16 protein-coding genes and 2 pseudogenes are annotated in these 21,849 nt (G+C 46.5%); 7 read left to right on the top strand and 11 right to left on the bottom strand.

Features of this window, described 5'->3' with window-relative positions; translation table 11 throughout:
- A pseudogene (locus RIE73_RS02140) lies at nucleotides 1-274 on the bottom strand (transposase); the annotation flags it as partial.
- 168 nt (nucleotides 275-442) lie between these two features.
- Here RIE73_RS02140 and RIE73_RS02135 point away from each other — a divergent pair.
- The 3 genes from RIE73_RS02135 (at nucleotide 443) to RIE73_RS02125 (ending at nucleotide 1,621) form a co-directional block, all read left to right on the top strand.
- Nucleotides 443-706, top strand: a complete 264-nt coding sequence (locus RIE73_RS02135) for a hypothetical protein (RefSeq protein WP_446399615.1) — start codon at nucleotides 443-445, stop codon at nucleotides 704-706.
- Nucleotides 707-1,032: 326 nt separating this feature from the next.
- Nucleotides 1,033-1,296, top strand: a complete 264-nt coding sequence (locus RIE73_RS02130; protein ID WP_446399614.1) for an AbrB/MazE/SpoVT family DNA-binding domain-containing protein — start codon at nucleotides 1,033-1,035, stop codon at nucleotides 1,294-1,296.
- Nucleotides 1,283-1,621 carry a type II toxin-antitoxin system VapC family toxin gene (locus RIE73_RS02125; RefSeq protein ID WP_446399613.1) on the top strand — a complete coding sequence of 113 codons (339 nt, stop codon included), beginning with the start codon at nucleotides 1,283-1,285 and terminating at the stop codon, nucleotides 1,619-1,621. The genes RIE73_RS02130 and RIE73_RS02125 overlap by 14 nt, the downstream gene beginning before the upstream one ends.
- Before the next feature lie 279 nt (nucleotides 1,622-1,900).
- Here RIE73_RS02125 and RIE73_RS02120 read toward each other — a convergent pair whose 3' ends face one another.
- Both RIE73_RS02120 and RIE73_RS02115 read right to left on the bottom strand, forming a co-directional pair.
- Nucleotides 1,901-2,035 carry a hypothetical protein gene (locus RIE73_RS02120; RefSeq protein ID WP_446399612.1) on the bottom strand — a complete coding sequence of 45 codons (135 nt, stop codon included), beginning with the start codon at nucleotides 2,033-2,035 and terminating at the stop codon, nucleotides 1,901-1,903.
- A gap of 58 nt (nucleotides 2,036-2,093) precedes the next feature.
- On the bottom strand, nucleotides 2,094-4,808 hold the full coding sequence (locus tag RIE73_RS02115) for an eCIS core domain-containing protein (protein WP_446399611.1): 2,715 nt from the start codon (nucleotides 4,806-4,808) through the stop codon (nucleotides 2,094-2,096).
- An 819-nt stretch (nucleotides 4,809-5,627) separates the two neighbouring features.
- Between RIE73_RS02115 and RIE73_RS02110 the strand changes: the two genes are divergently transcribed.
- Nucleotides 5,628-7,766 (top strand): ATP-binding protein, encoded by a 2,139-nt coding sequence (locus RIE73_RS02110; protein WP_446399610.1) that lies wholly within the window; start codon nucleotides 5,628-5,630, stop codon nucleotides 7,764-7,766.
- A gap of 241 nt (nucleotides 7,767-8,007) precedes the next feature.
- Here RIE73_RS02110 and RIE73_RS02105 read toward each other — a convergent pair whose 3' ends face one another.
- The 8 genes from RIE73_RS02105 to groES form a co-directional block, all read right to left on the bottom strand.
- Nucleotides 8,008-8,766 carry a DUF928 domain-containing protein gene (locus RIE73_RS02105; RefSeq protein ID WP_446399609.1) on the bottom strand — a complete coding sequence of 253 codons (759 nt, stop codon included), beginning with the start codon at nucleotides 8,764-8,766 and terminating at the stop codon, nucleotides 8,008-8,010.
- 58 nt (nucleotides 8,767-8,824) lie between these two features.
- Nucleotides 8,825-11,446: a CHAT domain-containing protein gene (locus RIE73_RS02100; RefSeq protein WP_446399608.1), complete on the bottom strand. Its 2,622-nt coding sequence runs from the start codon at nucleotides 11,444-11,446 to the stop codon at nucleotides 8,825-8,827.
- Nucleotides 11,447-11,869: 423 nt separating this feature from the next.
- Nucleotides 11,870-14,740 carry a two-partner secretion domain-containing protein gene (locus RIE73_RS02095; RefSeq protein ID WP_446399607.1) on the bottom strand — a complete coding sequence of 957 codons (2,871 nt, stop codon included), beginning with the start codon at nucleotides 14,738-14,740 and terminating at the stop codon, nucleotides 11,870-11,872.
- Between the two features lie 283 nt (nucleotides 14,741-15,023).
- On the bottom strand, nucleotides 15,024-15,869 hold the full coding sequence (locus tag RIE73_RS02090; protein WP_446399606.1) for an Rpn family recombination-promoting nuclease/putative transposase: 846 nt from the start codon (nucleotides 15,867-15,869) through the stop codon (nucleotides 15,024-15,026).
- Between the two features lie 185 nt (nucleotides 15,870-16,054).
- Nucleotides 16,055-16,471 carry an SMI1/KNR4 family protein gene (locus RIE73_RS02085; RefSeq protein WP_446399605.1) on the bottom strand — a complete coding sequence of 139 codons (417 nt, stop codon included), beginning with the start codon at nucleotides 16,469-16,471 and terminating at the stop codon, nucleotides 16,055-16,057.
- 19 nt (nucleotides 16,472-16,490) lie between these two features.
- Nucleotides 16,491-17,576 (bottom strand): HNH endonuclease, encoded by a 1,086-nt coding sequence (locus RIE73_RS02080; RefSeq protein WP_446399604.1) that lies wholly within the window; start codon nucleotides 17,574-17,576, stop codon nucleotides 16,491-16,493.
- Nucleotides 17,577-17,941: 365 nt separating this feature from the next.
- Nucleotides 17,942-19,576 (bottom strand): chaperonin GroEL, encoded by a 1,635-nt coding sequence (gene groL, locus RIE73_RS02075; protein WP_446399603.1) that lies wholly within the window; start codon nucleotides 19,574-19,576, stop codon nucleotides 17,942-17,944.
- Between the two features lie 124 nt (nucleotides 19,577-19,700).
- Nucleotides 19,701-20,012 (bottom strand): co-chaperone GroES, encoded by a 312-nt coding sequence (gene groES, locus RIE73_RS02070; RefSeq protein ID WP_446399602.1) that lies wholly within the window; start codon nucleotides 20,010-20,012, stop codon nucleotides 19,701-19,703.
- A 147-nt stretch (nucleotides 20,013-20,159) separates the two neighbouring features.
- Between groES and RIE73_RS02065 the strand changes: the two genes are divergently transcribed.
- From RIE73_RS02065 to RIE73_RS02055, 3 genes and pseudogenes are all read left to right on the top strand, one after another.
- A complete protein-coding gene (locus RIE73_RS02065; RefSeq protein WP_446399601.1) occupies nucleotides 20,160-20,414 on the top strand; it encodes a hypothetical protein in 255 nt (84 codons plus the stop codon).
- Between the two features lie 81 nt (nucleotides 20,415-20,495).
- Nucleotides 20,496-20,933, top strand: coding sequence for a (2Fe-2S) ferredoxin domain-containing protein (locus RIE73_RS02060; RefSeq protein WP_446399600.1), 438 nt, complete (start codon nucleotides 20,496-20,498; stop codon nucleotides 20,931-20,933).
- A gap of 257 nt (nucleotides 20,934-21,190) precedes the next feature.
- A pseudogene (locus RIE73_RS02055) lies at nucleotides 21,191-21,849 on the top strand (hypothetical protein); the annotation flags it as partial.

Raw genomic sequence — 21,849 nt, 5'->3', positions numbered from 1 at the left:
CGGTTTGTTGGATAATGATGATGCCGTGGATATGATTGGGCATTATTATCCATTCATCCAAGGTTGTTTCGGGTCGGATTTTTGGTGTTTTTAACCATTCTTGGGCGACGATTTTTCCCAATTGGTTTAAATGCATTTTATTTTCCCGAATTTCGCCGAACCAACATTCTTTGTTGCGGGTGCAAAGGGTAATAAAATAAGCACCCGATTGTCCATAATCGAAACCGGGAAGACGTATGGAACGACGATGATGGATATGGGGATTATATTTCATAGAACCAACACGTAGGGGCGCACCGACGTGCGCCCTTTGTCAATGTGACGTGTGCTCTTTATCAACGTAACGTGCGCCCTTTGTCAATGTGACGTGTGCTCTTTATCAATGTAACGTGCGCCCTTTATCAACGTGACGTGCACCCTTTACCAACATGACGTGCGCCCAATGATATATTTGACTTTATACACGATCGCGAATCGCACTCTCTTGCCTTCAACATACCGTAAACACGATCGCACTCCATTCCCAAATATTATCACCCCGCGATCGCATCCCATCTGTTCAACTCAATCAACACGCGATCGCACTCTATTCCCAAATATTATCACCCGCGATCGCATCCCATCTGTTCAACCTAATTCACACGCGATCGCACTCCATTCCCAAATATTATCACCCCGCGAATCGCATCCCATCTGTTCAACCTAATTCACACGCGATCGCACTCTATTCCCAAATATTATCACCCGCGATCGCATCCCATCTGTTCAACTCAATCAACACGCGATCGCACTCTATTCCCAAATATTATCACCCCGCGATCGCATCCCATCTGTTCAACTCAATCAACACGCGATCGCACTCAAACCAAATCCAGGCGATCGCGCTTTTTTTCTGGTATACTTTCATCATGGAAAAATGTGTCCACCTGTAGGGACACACGGATGGTGCGCTCTGTTTCCAAGTTGTGCCATAAGTTAGCTAATAATGTTAGAATACTTACACATTTCATGCGTTTAGGGCTTGATAGGTTTATGGAAACGACAAAATTGTCGAACCAAGGTCAAGTGATTATTCCTAAGTCTTTGCGAGAGGCTCATCACTGGGAGGTTGGGATTGAGTTGATGGCGATTGATATGGGTGATGGGATTCTGTTGAAACCGAAGAAGCCTTTTTTAGAAACAAAATTGAATGACGTGGCGGGTTGTTTAAAGTATCACGGAACGCCTAAAAGTCTTGAAGATATGGATGATGCCATTCGCCAAGGGATAGAGGAGTTATGGCATGATCGCGGTTGATACAAATGTTGTGATTCGCTTGTTAACTCAGGATGATGAGTTACAGTTTAACAAGAGTGTGGATATTTTTAGAAAATATGATGTTTTCATTCCAGATACGGTAATTCTGGAAACCGAATGGGTGTTGCGTTTTGCTTACAAGTTTAAACCAACGGATATCTGCAAAGGGTTGAGAAATTTGTTGGGTTTGCCGAATGTTCATGTTGGCAATGCTAGCTTGATTGCTCAAGTTATTCAGTGGCATGAAAATGGTTTAGACTTTGCTGATGCGTTTCATTTAGCACAGAGTCAGCATTGTGAAGCGTTTTATATCAAATCCGGTTAAACAACCTCACTAAAAATGGCTGAAACCCGCATTCTGGCGTGATCGCATTTGTGTGCAATCAACAGGATTCGATATTACACGTTTGACGAGAAGTTTGGCAAAAAAGCTCAAGGGTTAACCTCTTGCCAGATGAATAAGCTGTAAAAATTCAAGTTTTGCCCTGGAAACTAGCAAAATATTAATTGATCGCGCCTTTTTTCTGGTATACTTTCACCTTATGAAAATGTGTCCGCCTGTAGGGGCGCACCGACGTGCGCCCTCTTACAAAAGTACGCTCAATTATTGATACTTTTGACTCAAGAGACGATCGCGAATCGCATCCCTTCTATTCAACCCAATCATCACGCGATCGCACTTTTTCCCCTCAACCCAACCCAAACAGCGATCGCTCTTTTTTCGTTGGCGTTGGTACATTAACAAAGTAGCGCACCCTACAAGATCTTCCCTGAATCAGACTATGTTGACCCTACAGCTATGTCCACAGTACTGATATTGCTTTCCAGCTACTGATGTTGGGAATGGTTTTGCCCCCATCAAAGGCTTTGACAGCCTTTGCCAGTTGTTGCTGCTTACCTTTGCCTGTTGGTCGCCAAGTAGGATTGGCTTGAACAAACGCGATGATGCGTTTGGCTGCAGCCGATTGAATATTGGCGGAAGTCAGGTCTTGCAAGGTGGTGTTGGGATCAAAAATGCGAGGCTTGGGCACCAGTGGCATCAAACTGCCATAGCGCCAATTGATACGTTCGCCATTCACTTTCGCGACATCAGGATCTTGCACTACAGCCACGACCCAAGATTTAGTCGTCTGATCGTATTCGAGTTGCTCAGCCTTAAAGTCAATCGACTGGAAGCGATATTTGTCTGGATTCTGCGCAATCTGGTTATTCGTTGCGGTGATTGGATCATTACTATAGTTGACCTTAGCTTCAAAATTGATCACCAATCCCTTGCCCAGAATGGCGCGTTTCAGAGGGTCTTCCACGTTCTTTTCCATGTCCACGTTACTTTGTTTTGGACCGGGGGTTAGATTCCACAATTGTCCGGGACCAAATACTAGATCATTGAGTAAATGCATCTGAACGTAGGATTTACTTTGCGATCCTGCTAGATGGCGTATTGATTTCATTAAACGACCATCTACTGGCGAAGATCCAGATGTATTAGCTCGAATGCTGAGCGGAATTGCCTTTACGTGGGTACCTTCGATTGGTGATGAGTTCATGGGATAATTAGCCGAGTAGCTGAGAACGGTCGGCGGCATCAGAGTAGCAGCATGAGTTTTGCCACCTAGGTTGCTCAAAACTTTGGCGATTGCCTCCAGTGCGTTACGAAATGCATTCATATTGCCCTTAGTACGTGCACCAACTATGTTACGTTTGGCATTGCCTGAAATTTTATACAGAGCCAACTTGGCAGTCTTGCGCAGTTGATCCAACTGCGTGAGCAATGCTGGCGTCGTAATTTTATATCCCTCCCAACTTTTTTGGGTGATAATGTCTTTCAGCGGTTTGGGGTTTGATCGGACGCTTATGTCATTGGTGTCCCAGAAAACTTGGTGTTCTTCCTTCTGGTCGTCAATATCACTGCGAAACGGCACTGAGATAGACAAATTGCTGAATTGAGCAATCAGGCTTTCGATGTCATCGTCTTCGTTGTCGGTCTCGATCAAGACATCTGACTCTTGACTGATAATCTCACTTTCTTCAAGTAGTTCCATAACTTCAGCCGCAGTATAGGCTTTGGACGGTTCTTCAAATGTTTCCCATAAAATATTAAACGCAGCTTCACGAATGTCTTCGTTATTATTAGATCGCGTAGTAATTGCCTGAAAATCATTGGCTAGTTTCTCATGCTTGGAGACAATCTTACTGAATGCCTTAAAAAAACTGTCGTCATTAGCCAGTTGCTGAATTTCAGCAACTTCAACCTCATCTTGAGAATCTAACAACGTTGACATTCTGAACCATTTTCCCTGTACGATTGCTTGTTGTGGTGTGACAAGCTGCCTTAGGCTGCTGTTATCCTGTTTGCCTCGGCTTGCAGCCAGCGTACTCTTCACATCTGCTTCCTGCTCTAAGCTCTCGTCATCATTGACCGGAACCCCACCGTTCCGTTGTACCGCCCCCCCACTCTGCTGCACAACATGAGTCAACTCATGCGCCAACAACTCTTGTCCCCCCTTACTCCCCGGCTCATACGCCCCCTGCCGAAAGAAGACATCCTCCCCCGTCGTAAACGCCTTCGCCTGAATCGCCTGATTCAACTCATCTGACTTGCCATCCGTATGCACCCTCACCCCACTAAAATCCGCCCCAAACGCCCCCTCCATCGGTTCTCTCACCGACTCATCCAAAGGTTGTCCACTCCCCCGTTTCCCCTGAATCGACGCCTCCAAATCCGCTGACGCCTCTTGGGTTTCCCCTTCACTATTCACTGCTCGATTAATCGTCAGCCGTTGTATCGGGGACTTCCTTACCCCCGTCACCCCAACGCCTGCTTCTTGCTTTCCCCCACTTCCTGCATCTGACTTCAGTCTCACCTCATCCTCATCCCCCATCTCCTCACGCTGCACCGTCTCCGGTGTCGGGGAATGAATCTTATCCACCACCTGACGCGCTACCCTATCGGCTTCCTGCTCATACTTATCATTGGGTTCCCCGATTGTCAGCTTCGCTTGGATGGGTAGACTTATCTCGGTTTCCGCTAACCCCTTCTCTTCTCCTCCCGCATCATCCATTCTCCCCTCTCCTTGCAGGAGAGGGGTTGGGGGAGAGGTTCCCTCCTCGTGCTTCTGCACTGGCGTCGGTTCCAAATTGCCAAACATCCGCCGCCGAATCTTATTCCGTACTTCGCGACTGGGAACCCCATACCCTTGGGATTGACTCAACCCCGTCTCCGCCTTCCTCTGAATCTCCCCACTCGTTGCTTCCTCTGACACCTGCGTCGGGTTCTGCACGTCTTTGGCTTCTGTTGGCGCAGTTTCCGCCTTTGCACCCGTCATCTCCGGGATATCACCAAACAGACTGCGACGAATTTTATCCCGTTGCGCCTTACTGGGAAGTTTTCCCACTAACTCACTGCCCTTTTTTGCCTCGGTTTTGGTTTGGATGTGAGCGGGCGGGAAAAAAGAAGACTTACGGGGAGTGGGTGTCCAGGAGGAGGATTTGGACTGCTGGTCATAAACCATGGTGAACCTCTTTGATGCTTTTGTCGGGGCTTTTCTTTGGCTTGGGGTTGGCTTTCCGGTTTGTCCTATTATGCTATCCTTTTCCTGTTTTGCACACCCCCATCGGACATAAGTATTTTTCTCTATAAAAATCTTTTCTCTTCGGTTTGTTCGGGATAGTTCTGTTATCTGGGAGAAGCATTTCACCCTCTTTCTCGGCTCACTTACCCCTCCAAAATACTTATTCAGCTACTCCTTCCTCGCTCCCCTCTCCCAAGCTTGGGAGAGGGGCTGGGGGTGAGGGCTGTTGCTTGGGTCAATAATGACGAAATCCTTGTAGTGCGAGCATCTTGCTCGCTACTAATACCCAATTTACTAGCCATTCCCAATTTAAAGGCGTGACAGCTTAAATAGGGGCACGTTCGTAACAAACAGGACGCACGTCATGTTGATAAAGGACGCACGTCACGTTGATAAAGACCGCACGTCATGTTGATAAAGAGCGCACGTCACGTTGGTAAAGAGCGCACATCGCGTTGATAAAGGACGCACGTCACGTTGATAAAGAGCGCACGTCACGTTGGTAAAGGGCGCACGTCACGTTGGTAAAGGGCGCACGTCACGTTGATAAAGGGCGCACGTCGGTGCGCCCCTACATTTTTTTCTCTACAAATCGTATTGTCTACATCCTATGGATTGGGGCAATACCTGTATACTTCAATAAACTTTTTTTGCTTTATTTTAGCTTTTATAAACCAATGTTATCTCCTTTGCCATTTCCCAACTTTGCCGCCTACCATCGATAACAATTCCGATTAGAATCCTCTCATCAAACAAAAAATGCCATCCCCAACAACCTGGAACCAAACCAACACCCACACGATTAAAACAGTTGTCGCTGCCATTGAACAACGCCTCGACGCCTACATCACTAGGGATGCGAACCCGACTCCTGAATCCATCCCCGATATTGACTCCATCCTCAACAGCGCCACCGCTTCCACGTCTTCTCCCCTCGCCTTAACCCACCTCTGCACCACATTCAACCTCTCCCCCTTTGAACGCAATGTTTTGCTTCTGTGTGCCGCTTCCGCCCTGATTCCCTACTTTCCCCAACTCTGCGTCGAAGCCCACAGTTGCCCCCAGTCTGCCTATCCCACGTTTAATTTAGCCATGCAACTCTTTGGTGATGCTGAAGCTTGGCAGGCACTTTCCCCGACATCTCCCCTACACTATTGGCAACTGGTGAAAACTGACCCCTCTGTGGAACTTCCCCAAAGCCGTCTGCAACTGGATAATGGGATTCTGCTGTATTTGTTGGGTCAACCTTACGAAGACGCCCAGTTGATGCACCTGATTCAACCGATTCAGACGGGTATTGAGACTACCCTTCAGCCCTCTCACCAACAAATAGGCGATCGCATCGCCCAGTTATGGCAGACTAATCCTAATAGCCAGGACTCTCTCGCTGAACCCTTAGTCGGGGCGGGTGTTGAATCCCCGTTATCTGCCCCTCGCCATCCATCTGTAGAGACGTTGCATGCAACGTCTCTACATCAATTGCCCATCATCCAACTCTGTAACACCACCCCCAGCGCCGCCCAGGATATCGCCGCCACGGTTTCTACTCGCCTCAACCGCCCCCTGAAATCCCTTCCCGCCCATCGCCTCCCCACTCACTTCAATGAGATATCCCACCTCATCCGCCGTTGGCACCGAGACGCTATCCTCTCCCAGAGTATCCTCCTCCTCGATTGCCAGGAACTCAACACCAGCCATACCCCCCTAATGGAAGCCTTATGCTACTTCCTCAACGCCATCCACACCCCCCTGATTATTAGCACCCCGGAACGCCTCCCCTCTGCCCAACGCCCCTTCATCAGCTTCGATATCCCCTCCCTGACGCACCTAGAACAACTCCACCTCTGGCAAACCCACCTGGGGGAAACCGCCAACCAACTCAACGGGGAAGTGGAATCCCTCGTCGCCCAATTCAACCTCACCCACACCGATATTCAAGCCGCCTGCATTTCCCTACACAGTGATATCGCCCAACTCCAAACCCAACCCAAACCCAAGAGACGCAAAAAAACCACCACCGACAACCAATCCTCCCCCCTCACCTCCCACCTCTGGGATATCTGTCGCCTGCAATCCCGCCCTCGCTTAGAAGATTTAGCCCAACGCCTGGAACCCAGCGCCACTTGGGATGATTTTGTCCTTCCTGAACCCCAACTGAAACTCCTCAAAGATATGGTGACTCAGGTGCGCCAACGGGTTAAAGTGTATACCGAATGGGGGTTTGGTCACAAAAGTAATCGGGGTTTGGGTATCAGCGCCCTATTTGCCGGACAAAGTGGTACAGGGAAAACCATGGCAGCAGAAGTCCTGGCAAATGAATTACGCTTAGATTTATATCGAATTGACCTCTCTGCCGTTATCAGTAAATATATCGGCGAAACGGAGAAAAATCTGCGCCGTATCTTCGACGCCGCCGAAACTGGAGGCGCAATTCTCCTGTTTGACGAAGCCGACGCCATCTTTGGCAAACGCACCCAAGTCAAAGACTCTCATGACCGCCATGCTAATGTAGAAGTTAGCTATCTGCTGCAACGGATGGAAGCCTATCAAGGGTTAGCGATTCTCACCACCAACTTAAAAGAATCCCTTGACCAAGCCTTTTTACGCCGCATCCGATTTATCGTCAAATTCCCCTATCCCGATGCCGCATCCCGTGCCAAAATCTGGGAGAAAATCTTTCCCAACCAAACCCCAACTCGGAAACTGGATTTTAGAAAATTAGGCAAACTGCAAGCCACGGGAGGAAATATCCGTTCTATTGCCATGAATGCTGCCTTTTTTGCCGCTGAAGAGGGCAAACCTGTGACGATGCAACATCTCCTAGACGCCACCAAACAAGAATGCGCCAAGTTAGAACGGGGTATCACCTCTCCCGAAATTAGTGGCTGGGTTAAATAGGGGCTGCTGAATCAGGCTTGTGGTGGGGTAGGGAGCAGGGGAAGCAGGGGAAGCAGGGGAAGCTGGGGAAGCCGGGGGAGCTGGGGGAGCAATGATACATTTTCCCTGATAGCGGTGCAAGGGTATGAAAGGGTTTTACCTTATGTTCTTGAAGATGAGCTAATGTCCATGCTACTCAAAGCCTTGATAGATAAGGGTTTTGGAGTTGTGCAGCAAACCCTAAATAGTCTTATGTCTTATGTCATTTGTCATTCCCCGATTGAGTAGCGATCGCAGAAGGTACAGTTAAGCTAATCTCTTCTAATCCCACAGATTCCATTAATTCTGTCCAACTGTTAGCCACGGCGGGATTATTGGGTTGGCTGCGCTGAAGTTCCACTAATATATTGAGGGCATCGTACCAAAATCCTTCTTGGGCATAGAGAGTAACTTTTTCCAGGTCAGTGATATTCTCTAACGGTTCCGGTAACGGATTATCTTCTGAAACATGTTCAACCCAACCACCCACAACCCAGTCTTCCATGCGATCGCTGGGATTGCAAACTAGGGCAACTGTCCAATAGTAAGGCTGATCTGGGGCTAGAGATGGTGCTGTATCTGGTAAACCCATCCTAACCAAACCCGTTTGAGACACAGGCACACTCACTTGATATATCCCATTCTTATGTTCGTCAAACAGACTAAATTCCGCTGTCTGGGCAGTGGTTTGGGGGATATAGACGTACAAATTGGGGCGATCGCTTTGAGATAATCCGATATGAGACCCTGGGGCGATAGCCGTGAAAGAACCCGAGTTTGCTGATGGATTAGATAAACAAGCAATCTGCACTGGACGGGAACCGCCGCCAACGGTACCGCCACGGGGCGCATTTCTACCGGGAGGAGGGTTAAAGCTAACTGTAACCGGAGAATCTGCCCAAACTCTAGCGGTTATAAATGGCGCTAGCACTACTGACAAGGATAAGAAGACTGATATCATTCTCCAGGAGGATGTAGTCATGATCATCAATTTTGTAAAGATTTTAAATCTAGTTTGACACATCAACTTTTTTTCTGGACTAGAGCCAATTCCCGACTAAAATAAACGGAGCCCAGAAGTAAGGATGGCTCGACTCCGGTTGTTGGAGTAAATGCAATTGAGCGCGTCTTACCGCTTCCGCTTTTGTGATGTTGGGAGTAAAAAGTTCTTTGTAGAACTGTTCCATAAACGTTGCGGTCGATTCATCACTAACCGTCCAGAGAGTAGCCAGGGTACTACGCGCCCCAGAACGCACCGCTACCCCAGCAAGTCCCAAGGCGGCTCGTGTGTCTCCTTTCGCGGTTTGGCAAGCACTGAGGACTAAAAGTTCCAAGGGAGGCGAGTTGGATAATTCGCGGTTGGTTAATAATGTATTTAATTGTTGAACATTTAACCGTCCATCCCAAGTAAGGATAAATGTGTCTTCAGGTTTAGAACTAAACTGACCATGAGTGGCAAGGTGGACAATAGAATAGGGTTGAGTTTTAACGCGAGTTTCTAGCGCCTGAGTGGTGAACTGTTGATCCAGTAAAACGGTTGCTGAAACAGTGGCGTCAATGTCTTTAACTTCTTGCTTAACGCCGGGTAACGGTGAAAAGTTGGGTTTTCCTTCACTCAAACCCCCTAGTAAAGCTTTAGACTGAGGTCTTGCCAAGGGTTCAGTTGTTAAAAGTTGTAAACTGGGCGCGATCGCAATTCGATACTGTTCAATTAAATACTGGTTCCCATCATGTAACGCCGCCATGGGTAGATTCCGCAGGGAACCATCCAGGACAAACACTAATGTTTTAATTGATTGGCGGGTTAAATCTTCGGCGGCGGGTTGGATCAACCAGCGATAAATCTCTTGGGAAATCGATAGTCGTTCTTCAGCAAAGGATGTGCGTCGAAAGGATTGGCGCATTCGGTTAATTGCTTCATCGACTTGTGCTTGAGACAAATTGGTGCTGTAATGCTTCAGTGATTGATCCGGAAGGGAAAGAATAACTTCCAAGCGGGAATTAGAACTATCCCCAAGGGAATCAGGTAGAATAATCGGATAAATGACAGCCGCCGTTGGATCAATGCGATCAATAGCTTCCGGCTGAGTATCTAAGCAAGCTTCCCGAAAGAAGTTAGCCAGTTCAGCCAATTGGAGGGATTCAATCGTAGTTCGCGCTTGTTTCAAATTAGTTTGACTGACTTCCTCTTCTTTTCCGGGAATCGGTTGTAAGAGTAAATCGACTAATTCTCGATAAACAGGTTCTACCTGTTCCTGAAAGGAAAACTGTACATCTTGGTTAATTGCCACTAAATCTTGGCGTAAGGATTGTAGAGTATTCACAGCGGCGGTATACGAAAGAATCGCGCCGTTTCTATCTCCTGTTTTAAACAATAATTTTCCCATTTGCCACTGCCATTGATAGGCAATTTCCCCAGCGTGAATTGCCTCGGTTAAACGGAGGGCTTTTTCAGTTAGCTGTTTCGCCTCTTTCCACTGTTTTGTCTGCAAATAGACTTGTCCTAAACGCCCCAAAGCATAAGATTCAGCCCGGATATTTCCTAACTGCTTTGCCTGGGTTTGAGCCGTGGCTAAAAGTTGAGCGGCTTTAGTAACATCCTGGGGATTGAGTTTAACCAGACTCTCAGCTAACTCGATTTGAGCGTAAATAGTGGTTTGACTTGGCGGTAATTTCGCCAGGTGCGTTTGAATCTGAGGACGTAATAGTTGAGCCTCTTCTCGGCGATCAAGTTGAACTAATAGATTAAGTTGATGGATTTGGGATTGTAGCTGAACCGGGCTATTTTCGGCGGCAGCTTTTTGGTAATAGTCGAGTGCTAGTTGAGGTTGCTGTTGAGCTTCAGCAAGATTTCCTAAACTCAGCCAAGCTAGTTGAATATTTCCAGTCAATTGCAGTTTTTGCGCCATAGCTAAACCCTGTTCGAGGATGTTTTGAGACGCGGCAAAATCACCAGCCACGCGCAGCACATTGCCCAAGTTTAACAGTCCAGCTAGTTTCAGTTGAGAGTCAGGTTGGCGGGTCAGGGAAGCCTCAACCTGTTCTAACATTGTCCTGGCACGTAAGTAAAACCCTAGGGCTTGGAAGGCTCTAGTTTGGTTAAGTTGAGTGCCAATTTCACCTGTGGAATCGCCTAATTCATGATAAAGCTTTTCCGCTTTTTTCCAGGTTGCCAGAGCCGCTTGAAATTGTCCCTGATTGAATTGGACTTGTCCTTGATTGTTGCGAATTTGAGCCAGGGTAAAGGAGTCAGACAATGACGGTTGATTTTGGGTCAACATCACCGCTTGATTCATCACGGCTTCGGCTTCCGGGAATTGTCCCAGGTGTTGATAAGCCAGAGCCAAATAACTGAGAATTAGTCCTTGATGCAGTTTATCCCCTTGAGACTCAAACTCAGAAGCGGCTTCTTTCCAAACATTGGCGGCGGCTGAATATTGTCCGGTTTGATAGAGTATTTGTCCCTGTTGAAATTGTGGATCAGGTTGAGCCGCCATCATTTTTTGTGAAGAGAAGAAAACAGGCGATCGCTCAAAATTTATGTCCACGTTATCGGTTAGGTTTTGTATCTCAACCTGACGTAAGGGTTCACATTGAGTATGTGGTGTCAACCTGATTGGTTCCCATCCCTGACTTGTCGCTGCATGAACACCTATAGCCATGAAGAACCCAATTAGTGGACAAATAATGAAGATAATAAATATATTTTTAGAGAGTATTTTATACAGGTATTGTAATAAATTCATGGGTAACTAAGTGGGTGGACACAATTAAAGTTAACGGTTGAGATTAGGGAACAGGGAACAGGGAACAGGGAACAGTCTCACCAATCGCCTTGGGTTTAAACCCAAGGCTAAAAGCTAAAGTCAGCTAAAGCTGACTGGATAAGCTGTTCGGCTTTTAAGCCTTAATGTCAATAATGTGTAAATTCTCGTAGTGCGAGCATCTTGCTCGCTACTAAGTCTTGCATCCTGGAATTTGTGCCGACCTCAGCGCCGAATTTTCCCTCGACAGAGGGTTGAAACCATTGCCAGAAAGCCTATTCCCTATTGCCTCTCCCCACCACCAGACTTATTCAGCAGCCCCTAATTACTAATAGCGTGATTTTCCTGACAGGATTGTGGATAAGAAGAATGAGACGATATTTCCGTAGACGTTTCCGCCACCAATTGCACCGTTCCATCTGGCTGTGTTATCCAACCTGTCGCCTCAACCAAAGGAGTTTGAGTATTGAGTGTTGAGCTAACTTCCCCTGCTTCCCCTGCTTCCCCTGCTCCTCCACGTCCAGAAACCCGCCAATCAATCCAACCCGGAGCAGAATTCAACGCCTCACCCGGAGTTGGGGGTAATCCCCCTCGCCCAACCACAACAAAGCTATTATTTCGCGCTTGAGAGGAGCAAGTTTGGGCAATTTGATTGCTAGAATCAGTCAGCGTTGTAGGTAACTCTGCTAATCCTTGGGCTGGATCAATTCCCCGGATATCAATTTCCACAATCCCACTAAACTCAGCACCTAACTCCGAAGTAGCCGTGATATCACTTAATCGGGTTAATTTATCCCGAAACTGAATACCAAAAATACCTTGAGCGGTAACGCTTACTCGACCACCAAAGCCTTTTTCTGCATTAGCCGTAATGTCACTATTTTCTTCCGGTACAGCCACTAAAGTATCGGTATTAATCGTGATATTACCGCCATCCGCATTATCTGCATCTGTACTAATTCGACTCCCACGACGCAACAAAATAGTCTGCGCTTGCAGGTTAATATTTGCGCCGCCACCGGATGCCGTTGTGCCATCAATACTGCTTTGATTGTCCAGGGCGATCGCGTCGGCTACAACGTTAATATTACCCGCCTGTCCCGAACCCAAGGCTCGTAGATTTAAGGTTCCGCCCTTGTCCAGAATTAATTCTCCCACATTCAGATTTAATGACCCTCCATTCGCCGTCGCATTAGGATTAATCACACGAGATGCAATCCCGACAGAGGTTTGAATTTGACTGTTAAATTCATCTTGACCCTGATTGCCAATCACCTCGACGCGATCGGCATCAATTGTAATACTTCCCGCATCGCCTCTCCCTAAGGATGCCGTAGTAATCACGCCTCCATCTCGGAGAGTGAGTACAGGAGTAGAAATCATCATATTCCCTCCCCGATTCGCTGCATTCGCATCAGCCGAAATGAAACTCGGACCCCGACTCCCATTTGCATTTGCCAAGACTCCAGAAATTCCCTCGATTGTGACTGATTCAGTCGCGTTAACAGTTAAATTTCCTCCAGGTCCTCCGGTGGTATTTACAGGTTGGTTGCCAATCACTGCACCACTGGATAAACTAATACCACTTCCTCCAGCAATTCTTAACCGTTTTGTGTCAATCGTAATGTCCCCAGCTTGACCATTAATGCCGCCTGCGGTAGAACCGATTAAAGTAGCCACAGGACTACCATCAGGAGTACGCAGCACGTCTACCGATTCCGACGCTTTCAGGTAAATATCCCCCGATGCACCGCGATCGCCCGTTACACTAATCAACGCTGCACCATCACTCACAGTTAAACGTTTTCCCTCAAAGTTAATATCTCCTCCTGTACCCGTACTACCTGCAATTGTGCCACTGTTCATGACAGAAGCAACTAAATCGAAAACTCCAGCACGGATCATTATATTTCCCGCGTTACCTGTACCCGACGTAGGACTCCCAAAAACACCTCCATTCTCCACCAACAATTTACCTGTATCAATCGTGATAGTTCCGGCATCTCCTATACCCGTTGTGCCAGTTATTAGCAAAATTTGCGGGTCAAACGGGTCGATCACTCCCAACTGTAAATACTTACCTACAAACAGTCGATAAAGCTCCGCCCCAATTCCCCTCATTTCTACAGAATCAGTCGCGTGGATATTAACTGCACCACCTGTACCATTTCCGTGTGTCAGCGTAGACAGTTGTGAGCCACCGTAAACCCGAAATGTTTTAGCATTAATATCAATACTCTGACCGTCCCGATTTCCCAAGGTTAAAGCATAGATTTTTGCCCCATTGAGACTGACCGTTTCGCCGCTAATCTCTACGCTACCACCTCCCTCTCCCGTCGTATTGAGCATGGCTCCGTTTGATAGTTCAATCGTGCCGAAACGAGGACTATTGTCATAGTTTAAACCCAGTCCCTCAGCCGTGGATGTCAACCCAACAAACCCAGCACTAGCAACGCTACCTAGGAGAATTTGTCCCTCATTGGCAGTTAAATTTCCCCCATTGAGAACAAGATCACCGCCAATTAAGGCTAAGGTTTTACCCGGTTGTACGGCTAACCCGACGTTATCGGCAATGGGAATATCTTTAGGAATTGTGGGCAGATTGAGGTTGGCTGGTGTCAATGCCGTTGATTGATTAATAATACGTCTAGGATTTGAGCCAAACTGTAAACCAATGGGCGTATTAATCGTCAGTAGGGGCGGCGCTTGGGGATTGGTGGCACTAAAAAAACTCCCATCCGCTAATTTAATACTATTCGCTGTTGACGCAATAAACGAACCCCCGATAGTTAACTGAGCATTATCTCCAAAAATAATTCCACTGGGATTAATCAGAAATAGATCAGCGTCAGAGTTAGCCTTGATTATGCCATCAATCGTGGAGATTTCTCCCCCAGTAACTCGCGTTAGGATAGTCTGTATATCCTGAGCATTGTTAAAATAAGCGGTTTGTCCGGTATCTACCGAAAACTGCTCAAAACTGTGAAATAAATTACTCCCTGATGCCGTACCCCCCGTAATCGTAACGGTACTGCCATTTGGGGTAACGATAGAATTATCGGGCAAGGTTCCATCTGGGACGATTTGCGCTTGCACGCTCAAGCTGGATACTAACCAACAAGAGGTGAGTGATGTCAGCGCCCAACAGGTACGGAGCGCGATCGCACCAAAATAAGTTGAATAAAACGTCATGGACTGTTTATCGGTTACATCTGAGGATTCGGTAGATTCACCTCAAACAAACCGATCATTCCTTTCAGGGGAATGAATGGGCTGAAAATTCTGTTCGTAGCGCTTATTATTATATCAAATCCGTTGGGATAGCCGTCTTCTCTTTGCTGAAAACAAAAAACAACAGCCTTTAGGGATACTATACTGTAGGTTGGGTTGAAGCATGAAACCCAACATCCGCAACGCTTCCAGGGAATAACGCGACCATTTCAACAAGATTGGTGCTGTCCCTGACATATTCCCTTTATCCATTATTTTGCAACCATTGTTGCAAATCATCTGGGGTGGAAAAGTCCAGCACAGCGTCTCCGAGGTCTTCTAATTGCTCTAAAGTCAACGCCTCGATTTGTCCTTGTATCTCAGGGGAAATTTGTTCCAGGCGACGATTTAATAGACGCAGGATAATTGCTCTCTCTCCTTCTTGGCGACCTTCTTGGCGACCTTCTTCTTTAGCTTCTTGATAAAAACGGGTTTGTTGAGCCTCAGCAACAATCTCTAACATCGCGATAATCTCCTCCCGAGTCAACTGCGGGAACTTATACACCATTGTAATGATGATTAACTCTATTATTAACCCTGGCGGCAAATCAGGATCGCTTTGTGCTTGTTCAAGTAACTGCTTTGCCAAGTTGGGTGCATTCCTGGGGGAAGCTACAATCAATTGCAGCAGACCGAGACTCAAGGGTCGGTTCTCTTGGTTGCTCAATTCATTCAGGTAGAAACGCTGCACTTGTGGGCTATTGAGTAATGCCCGATACAAATGGGTTTGGATGGGTTCTAAACTTCGACGGGGAAAGAGAACCACCGCTTGCCAATCGGCTATCGTTGGATTTTGTTCCAAGTACATGAAAATTTCTGCAAATAGCCGATGGTACAGTAAGGGGTCATCTTGGAACTGAAATTCAGCGAAGAAAACGGGTAAATTGGGTTGATCTGGGGGCGGTAAAAACACCCCATCAATACGGTGAGCCGTTTGTTTGATTTCGATAGACTTAAACTCATAGCCTTGAAAGTCCGGCTGACCAATGAGTTCAAAAAAAATAGAAGGAGCCGTTTTGAAAATTCGGTAGAGAAGGGAGTCAGTTTTCACAGCAATCTGTCTAAGTCTTTGCCATTGGTATCAAGTCCAAACGTTTCATTTCAGTATAGGTAGCGAGCCAGATGCTCGCACTACAAGGTTTAAATGCCGACCAACTGAAAAGGCTGTCCTTGACATATTCATTCAATGACTGGAAAAAGTAAATAGATATTTTTTATGAATCTCAACCTCTTGTTTCATAAATTCACTAAATTTTGCGTTACTTTTCGTGAATTTGCTCGTATTTTCACCTTCACAGTAAGAGTAAATCGGTGGATCATCCCCTTCAGAAACGATAAAAAAGCTAAACTGATATCCCTGGTGCATGAAGAAAACAAAAGCATCATTGGGTAGGGATGGGAAATTATTTTCCCTAACAAATCTATAGCCCATTCTCTCAAATAGGGGAGATGCTTAAAAAAGCAGTCAGATCCGCGCAAGAATTGACCCGCACCATGCCCCATCTCCAGGAGAAATTCTTGATAGGCTTTGGGTAGAGAAATCCCTAACTCCTGTTCCAGTTTACTGATTTCGGAAGCTGTACACCCAACTAACTCATCTGGCTGTACCAGTCCTAGTTGTTGTAGCTGTTGTTTAACTGTATCTAAATACATACAAATTTTAAGTTAGCTCTTAACAAGAGAGCCTTCGCGGTAAGGCTAAAGTTTTGTCTTCATTAAAAATGCTATCGATAGTTAATCCATAATAATTAACAAACCTTTGGACAAATGACTCAATTAAATCCAAAGCTTTTTCATTTTTATTAATTACTTTTTTGTAGTTTAGATTGGGAGAATAAACAGGGGAACCAAATGCATGACCATTCCATAATTGTCTTCCTGTATAGAGTAAATTCGTACTAGATGTATTTGTAATCATAGCCGTTAATAAACTATCATTAAATGGCAAAAAATAACTCCATATATCAATTAAATTGCGAATTTGATTTATAAATATTTCAGCCAAATCATCATACCTTAACACACGATTATGGTGGTCAGGTAGAGAATTATTTTTCCATAAAGATTGAGTATTTTTCTGCACAAAGTTTTCTAGGCAGAGCATAAATTTACAATGACCGTTTCTGTCAATCTGAATTTTAAAACCAACTCCATCTTCGATATATCTTAAATCTTCATTTACAACTCCATATTCGTTTGGTCTTGTATTATAGCTATTCAAACTGAATAAAGGAGAGTGCTGAGCGTAGAAGTCAGGTAATCTCAAACTGTTAATTAATGTCAGTAACTCTGGATTCAGGGGATTGATACGGTCGTCAGATATACTAAGAGGCGTAAGACTCACTATAATCCACACCTTATTTCCAGCAAATTTTTTCCATTCTTCTTCTCTAGATTTAAGAAAATCTGAGTTGTCAATTGGGTTTATGTAAATTTTATCTTGCTCTAATTTATGAGTAACCCAATGTTCATGTTCCAGCTTCATGAGCTTTAATTTTTCCACTGTCCATTCTTCAGGATTCTTGTCAATTAGAGTATGATGAGTCGGACATAACAATATTAAATTAGAGTAGTTATCTCTTGCTTCAGGAGTCAAATCGCTCTCACCACGCGGACCATCAGGTGAATCAGCTACAATATGAGCCATTTCGCCGAGTGTCGTTTCGGAACCATCAGTGGTTAATTCAATTTTGCAGCCAGGAAAAGCACAGCGATTCCCAGAACGCCCCCAAAGTAGTTTGACATCCTTCATTTTCATAATTTTTGCCCTTGAATAACTTAAAAAGCTGTCTGTTCTTGGACGAGACAGCTTAATCGGCGTACAATCCAACCGAGCTTAGGGGCAATTTATGAATATCCGTGTCAACTTAAGACTTTGTATAACTAGCGCTCAAAGTTTAGATCCCCCTAAATCCCCCTTCAAAAGGGGGACTTTGATTAATTTCTGGTCCCCCCCTTTTTAAGGGAAGCGGTTCACCGGATCAGCAAGTCCGAAGGCTGGACTTTGATTAATTTCTGGTCCCCCCCTTTTTAAGGGGGGCTAGGGGGGATCTCTAATTAAGTAAGGGTTTCAGCCTTAAGTTGACACCAATGATTTATGAATCGCCCCCACACCATCAGCGATTAGTAATCGAAATCGCCCATACCAGCACCAGCGCCAGCGCCAGCACCTTCCTTGGGTTCAGGCTTGTCAACCACAATACATTCAGTAGTCAATACCATACCCGCGATAGACGCTGCATTTTGCAGGGCGGAACGAGTCACCTTGGCAGGATCAACGATACCCGCTTCAAACATATCAACGAACTCATTCGTCGCGGCGTTGTAGCCAACGTTGAAGTCTTTCTCTTTCACCCGCTCAGCGATAACCGCACCATTTTGACCCGCATTCTCAGCAATCCGCTTCAGGGGTGCAGCCAGCGCACGGGACACAATCATCGCCCCAATCAGCGCTTCACCGGTCAGGTTTTCATTTGCCCAAGATTCCAGGGTCGGAGTCAGGTGAGCCAGAGTTGTACCACCACCGGGAACAATCCCTTCTTCTACTGCTGCTTTGGTGGCGTTAATCGCGTCTTCTAAGCGCAGCTTGCGGTCTTTCATTTCTGTTTCCGTCGCCGCCCCGACTTTGACCACAGCAACGCCACCGGACAACTTCGCCAAACGTTCTTGCAGTTTCTCCTTGTCGTAGGAGGAATCGGATTCTTCAATCTGACGCCGGATTTGCTCACAACGAGCTTTAACACCAGCTTCGTTGCCTTCAGCCACAATCGTGGTATTGTCTTTGGTGATGGTAATCCGACGTGCCTTACCCAGCATTTCTAGCTTGGTGTTTTCCAGCTTCAGACCCGCGTCTTCGGTGATAAGTTGACCACCTGTCAAGACGGCGATATCTTCCAGCATCGCTTTGCGGCGATCGCCAAATCCGGGCGCTTTAACCGCCGCGACGTTCAGTACACCGCGTAGACGGTTGACCACCAGAGTCGCCAGGGCTTCTTTTTCAATGTCTTCAGCCAGAATCAGCAGGGGACGACTTGCACGCGCCACTTGCTCCAGTACAGGGACTAAGTCCTGAACCAGGGTGATTTTCTTGTCAGTAATCAGGATGAAGGGTTCTTCCAGAATCGCTTCCATCCGCTCCATGTCGGTAGCGAAGTAGGGCGAAATATAACCCTTGTCAAAGCGCATCCCTTCGGTGATTTCTAATTCGGTGGTCATGGATTTCCCTTCTTCTAAGGAAATCACGCCTTCTTTGCCCACCTTATCCATTGCTTCGGCAATCATCTGACCGACTTCTTCATCGTTTCCAGCCGAGATGGAACCAACTTGTGCAATGGCTTTAGATTCTTCTACGGGACGGGAATGCTCGGCAATCTTGTCTACTAAGAACGCGATCGCTTTATCAATCCCCCGCTTCAGGGCGATCGCATTCGCCCCAGCCGCCACGTTCCGCAAGCCCTCTTTAACCATGGCATGAGCCAACACGGTAGCGGTTGTGGTTCCGTCACCGGCTGCATCATTGGTTTTAGAGGCAGCTTGGCGAATCAAGGAAACACCCGTGTTTTCAACGTGATCTTCTAATTCGATTTCTTTAGCAATGGTCACCCCGTCATTAACAATTTGGGGAGCGCCAAACTTTTTCTCCAGAACCACGTTGCGACCTTTCGGACCGAGGGTAACGGCAACGGATTCTGCCAGAATGTCCATACCCTTTTCCAGGGCGCGACGAGCATTTTCGTTGTAAATGATGCGCTTAGCCATAGATTTCAGTGATGTTGAGTCTGATAGGTGAACTGTGAGTTGTGACTAATTGTTATGAGGCGAGTCATTCAGGAGAGTTACCAGTGATCTGGCTTTTATACTCCTGAACGTTTAGCGATCACGACTAGGAAACGACAGCGAGGATGTCTTTTTCTGAAAGCAGAACATACTCTTCGTTGCCTAGCTTGATATCAGTACCGGCATACTTAGAGTAGAGAACTTTGTCGCCGACTTTGACTTCCAATTCTGAGCGAGAGCCATCATCGTTGCGCTTGCCAGGACCGGTGGCGACAATTTCCCCAATTTGAGGCTTCTCTTTCGCGTTGTCGGGTAACAAGATGCCACCCGCTGTTTTTTCTTCCGGGGCACTGACCTTGAGAAAAACGCGATCGCCTAACGGCTTGACTGTAGAAACACTCAGAGATACGGCTGCCATTGAATTCCCTCCTAATTAGCGTAATTTAGTCTCACTTAGCACTTTCTGCTGTCGAGTGATTAGCACTCTCTGCTTCTGAGTGCTAATTTACTCAACAAAGGTATGAAACTGCAATCAATTTCCCGGTACGGGTTCCCGAACTAAAGGATGGGGGTTTGGGTGTGGGGTGTGGGGTATGGGGTGTCGGGTGTGGGGTGTGGGGTGTGGGGTGTGGGGTGTGGGGTGTCGGGTGTGGGGTGTCGGGTGTGGGGTGTGGGGTGTCGGGTGTGGGGTGTGGGGTGTGGGGTGTGGGGTGTGGGGTGTGGGGTGTCGGGTGTGGGGTGTGGGGTGTCGGGTGTGGGGTGTGGGGTGTGGGGTGTCGGGTGTCGGGTGTCGGGTGTCGGGGAGCATGTAGAGACGTAGCATGCTACGTCTGGGGAGCCTCAAGAGGTGTAGTGAAACGCTACTCTACAGGATATATGGGAATTTTTAGTGGGTAAGACGATGAAGAAAAATAGAGCATCAGATAAAACACTGTTGGCAAAAAATGTACATAGCTTGGGATTGAATCAAATTCAACGCCATGTTTTGCTATGCGCTGACCAGACGAAACCCAAGTGCTGCTCTAAACAAGCGGGTCTTGATTCCTGGGATTACTTAAAAACCCGTCTGAAACAACTTAAGCTAGATCAACCCACTCCGGAGCGACCAAGCTGCATCTTCCGTACTAAAGCCAACTGTCTGCGCGTCTGTGCCAGTGGTCCAATTCTGGTGGTTTATCCGGACGGTGTTTGGTATCGTAACGCGACGCCAGAGGTGATCGAACGCATTATTCAAGAGCATCTCATTGGCAACCAGATTGTGGAAGACTATGCTTTTTTGGTTCATCCTCTCCCAGAAACTGATCAGTCTCCTCTCTCCGACGCCGCAGGGGTTAACTAACAGTCCGTCAATATCTAGACAATTAGTGACATAACTAGACATTTTCTGTGATATATGCAAGCAATGTCTAGTTTACTCCCCCGATAAGCAGCTACTCGACTTTGTGTAACGGTCTTTCACGTTGCACCGATGGCAACTCAACGGCTCTCATTCGATCTTCTCGAACGGCTGGTAGTCCGGAGTCGATAGGATATTGTTGACTTAATTGGCAATAAATCGGGTATAGTGGATGAACTCAGGGAGGTAGCCAAAAAGCGATGACGACTCTTACTTATTGCAAAGGCTTGCCAACTCCGGGAGATGAACTTAACCCCATCGGGTTCACCGAGTTGGAGATGTTTTTAACGTCATTGTCCGATATATTTTATCAAGCAACAGTTGAAACCGTTAACCATTTATTAAACAAAGAAGTCAACCCTTCGGCTTGCGAGAGGGTAAAATTGAATCAATCCAGTTGGAATAGTCATATTCAACAGAAATACGGACTCAGTAAACGTTATGCTAACGGAGTCATTGCATTAGCGAAAGGAAAAACTGCCTCAGCCAAAGAATGTAGGAAAATCCAGATAAAGCAATTAAAATCACGAGTTAAGTCAGCGAAGGATTGGGTAGCCAAAGCCACAAATAAAATTAAGTTGGCTCGTAATTTCTATGAAAAAAAGAACTGGCAATTCTCCAAAAAGGGCTGTAATTTCCCCTTATCGTCAAACCTCAAGACGAGAAAAACTAACTGGCATCATCTGCGTCAAGGTCTGCATCAGAAAAAGCGATATATCTACCGACTTGAAAATCAAATTCAACATCTGAAATCGGCAAAACTTAGAGTAAAGGTATCTAGAGGGTCAGTATTTATTGTTGGCTCCAAGGATGAAAGTTATGGGAATCAAACTTGTCAATGGTCTGGGGATACTATCAA

Origin of the sequence: Coleofasciculus sp. C1-SOL-03, from assembly GCF_040220555.1 — a bacterium.
Classification (GTDB): domain Bacteria; phylum Cyanobacteriota; class Cyanobacteriia; order Cyanobacteriales; family Coleofasciculaceae; genus Coleofasciculus.
This window is presented reverse-complemented; position numbering and strand designations above follow the sequence as displayed.

Bases quoted from the DNA above. Each gene is read 5' to 3' on its own strand.
- RIE73_RS02110 (WP_446399610.1), top strand. From the start codon at position 5,628: ATGCCATCCCCAACAACCTGGAACCAAACCAACACCCACACGATTAAA.
- groL (WP_446399603.1), bottom strand. From the start codon at position 19,576: ATGGCTAAGCGCATCATTTACAACGAAAATGCTCGTCGCGCCCTGGAA.
- RIE73_RS02080 (WP_446399604.1), bottom strand. From the start codon at position 17,576: ATGAAAATGAAGGATGTCAAACTACTTTGGGGGCGTTCTGGGAATCGC.
- groES (WP_446399602.1), bottom strand. From the start codon at position 20,012: ATGGCAGCCGTATCTCTGAGTGTTTCTACAGTCAAGCCGTTAGGCGAT.
- RIE73_RS02065 (WP_446399601.1), top strand. From the start codon at position 20,160: ATGGGGGTTTGGGTGTGGGGTGTGGGGTATGGGGTGTCGGGTGTGGGG.
- RIE73_RS02120 (WP_446399612.1), bottom strand. From the start codon at position 2,035: ATGTACCAACGCCAACGAAAAAAGAGCGATCGCTGTTTGGGTTGGGTT.
- RIE73_RS02085 (WP_446399605.1), bottom strand. From the start codon at position 16,471: ATGTATTTAGATACAGTTAAACAACAGCTACAACAACTAGGACTGGTA.
- RIE73_RS02100 (WP_446399608.1), bottom strand. From the start codon at position 11,446: ATGGCTATAGGTGTTCATGCAGCGACAAGTCAGGGATGGGAACCAATC.
- RIE73_RS02060 (WP_446399600.1), top strand. From the start codon at position 20,496: ATGAAGAAAAATAGAGCATCAGATAAAACACTGTTGGCAAAAAATGTA.
- RIE73_RS02135 (WP_446399615.1), top strand. From the start codon at position 443: ATGATATATTTGACTTTATACACGATCGCGAATCGCACTCTCTTGCCT.
- RIE73_RS02130 (WP_446399614.1), top strand. From the start codon at position 1,033: ATGGAAACGACAAAATTGTCGAACCAAGGTCAAGTGATTATTCCTAAG.
- RIE73_RS02095 (WP_446399607.1), bottom strand. From the start codon at position 14,740: ATGACGTTTTATTCAACTTATTTTGGTGCGATCGCGCTCCGTACCTGT.
- RIE73_RS02125 (WP_446399613.1), top strand. From the start codon at position 1,283: ATGATCGCGGTTGATACAAATGTTGTGATTCGCTTGTTAACTCAGGAT.
- RIE73_RS02115 (WP_446399611.1), bottom strand. From the start codon at position 4,808: ATGGTTTATGACCAGCAGTCCAAATCCTCCTCCTGGACACCCACTCCC.
- RIE73_RS02105 (WP_446399609.1), bottom strand. From the start codon at position 8,766: ATGACTACATCCTCCTGGAGAATGATATCAGTCTTCTTATCCTTGTCA.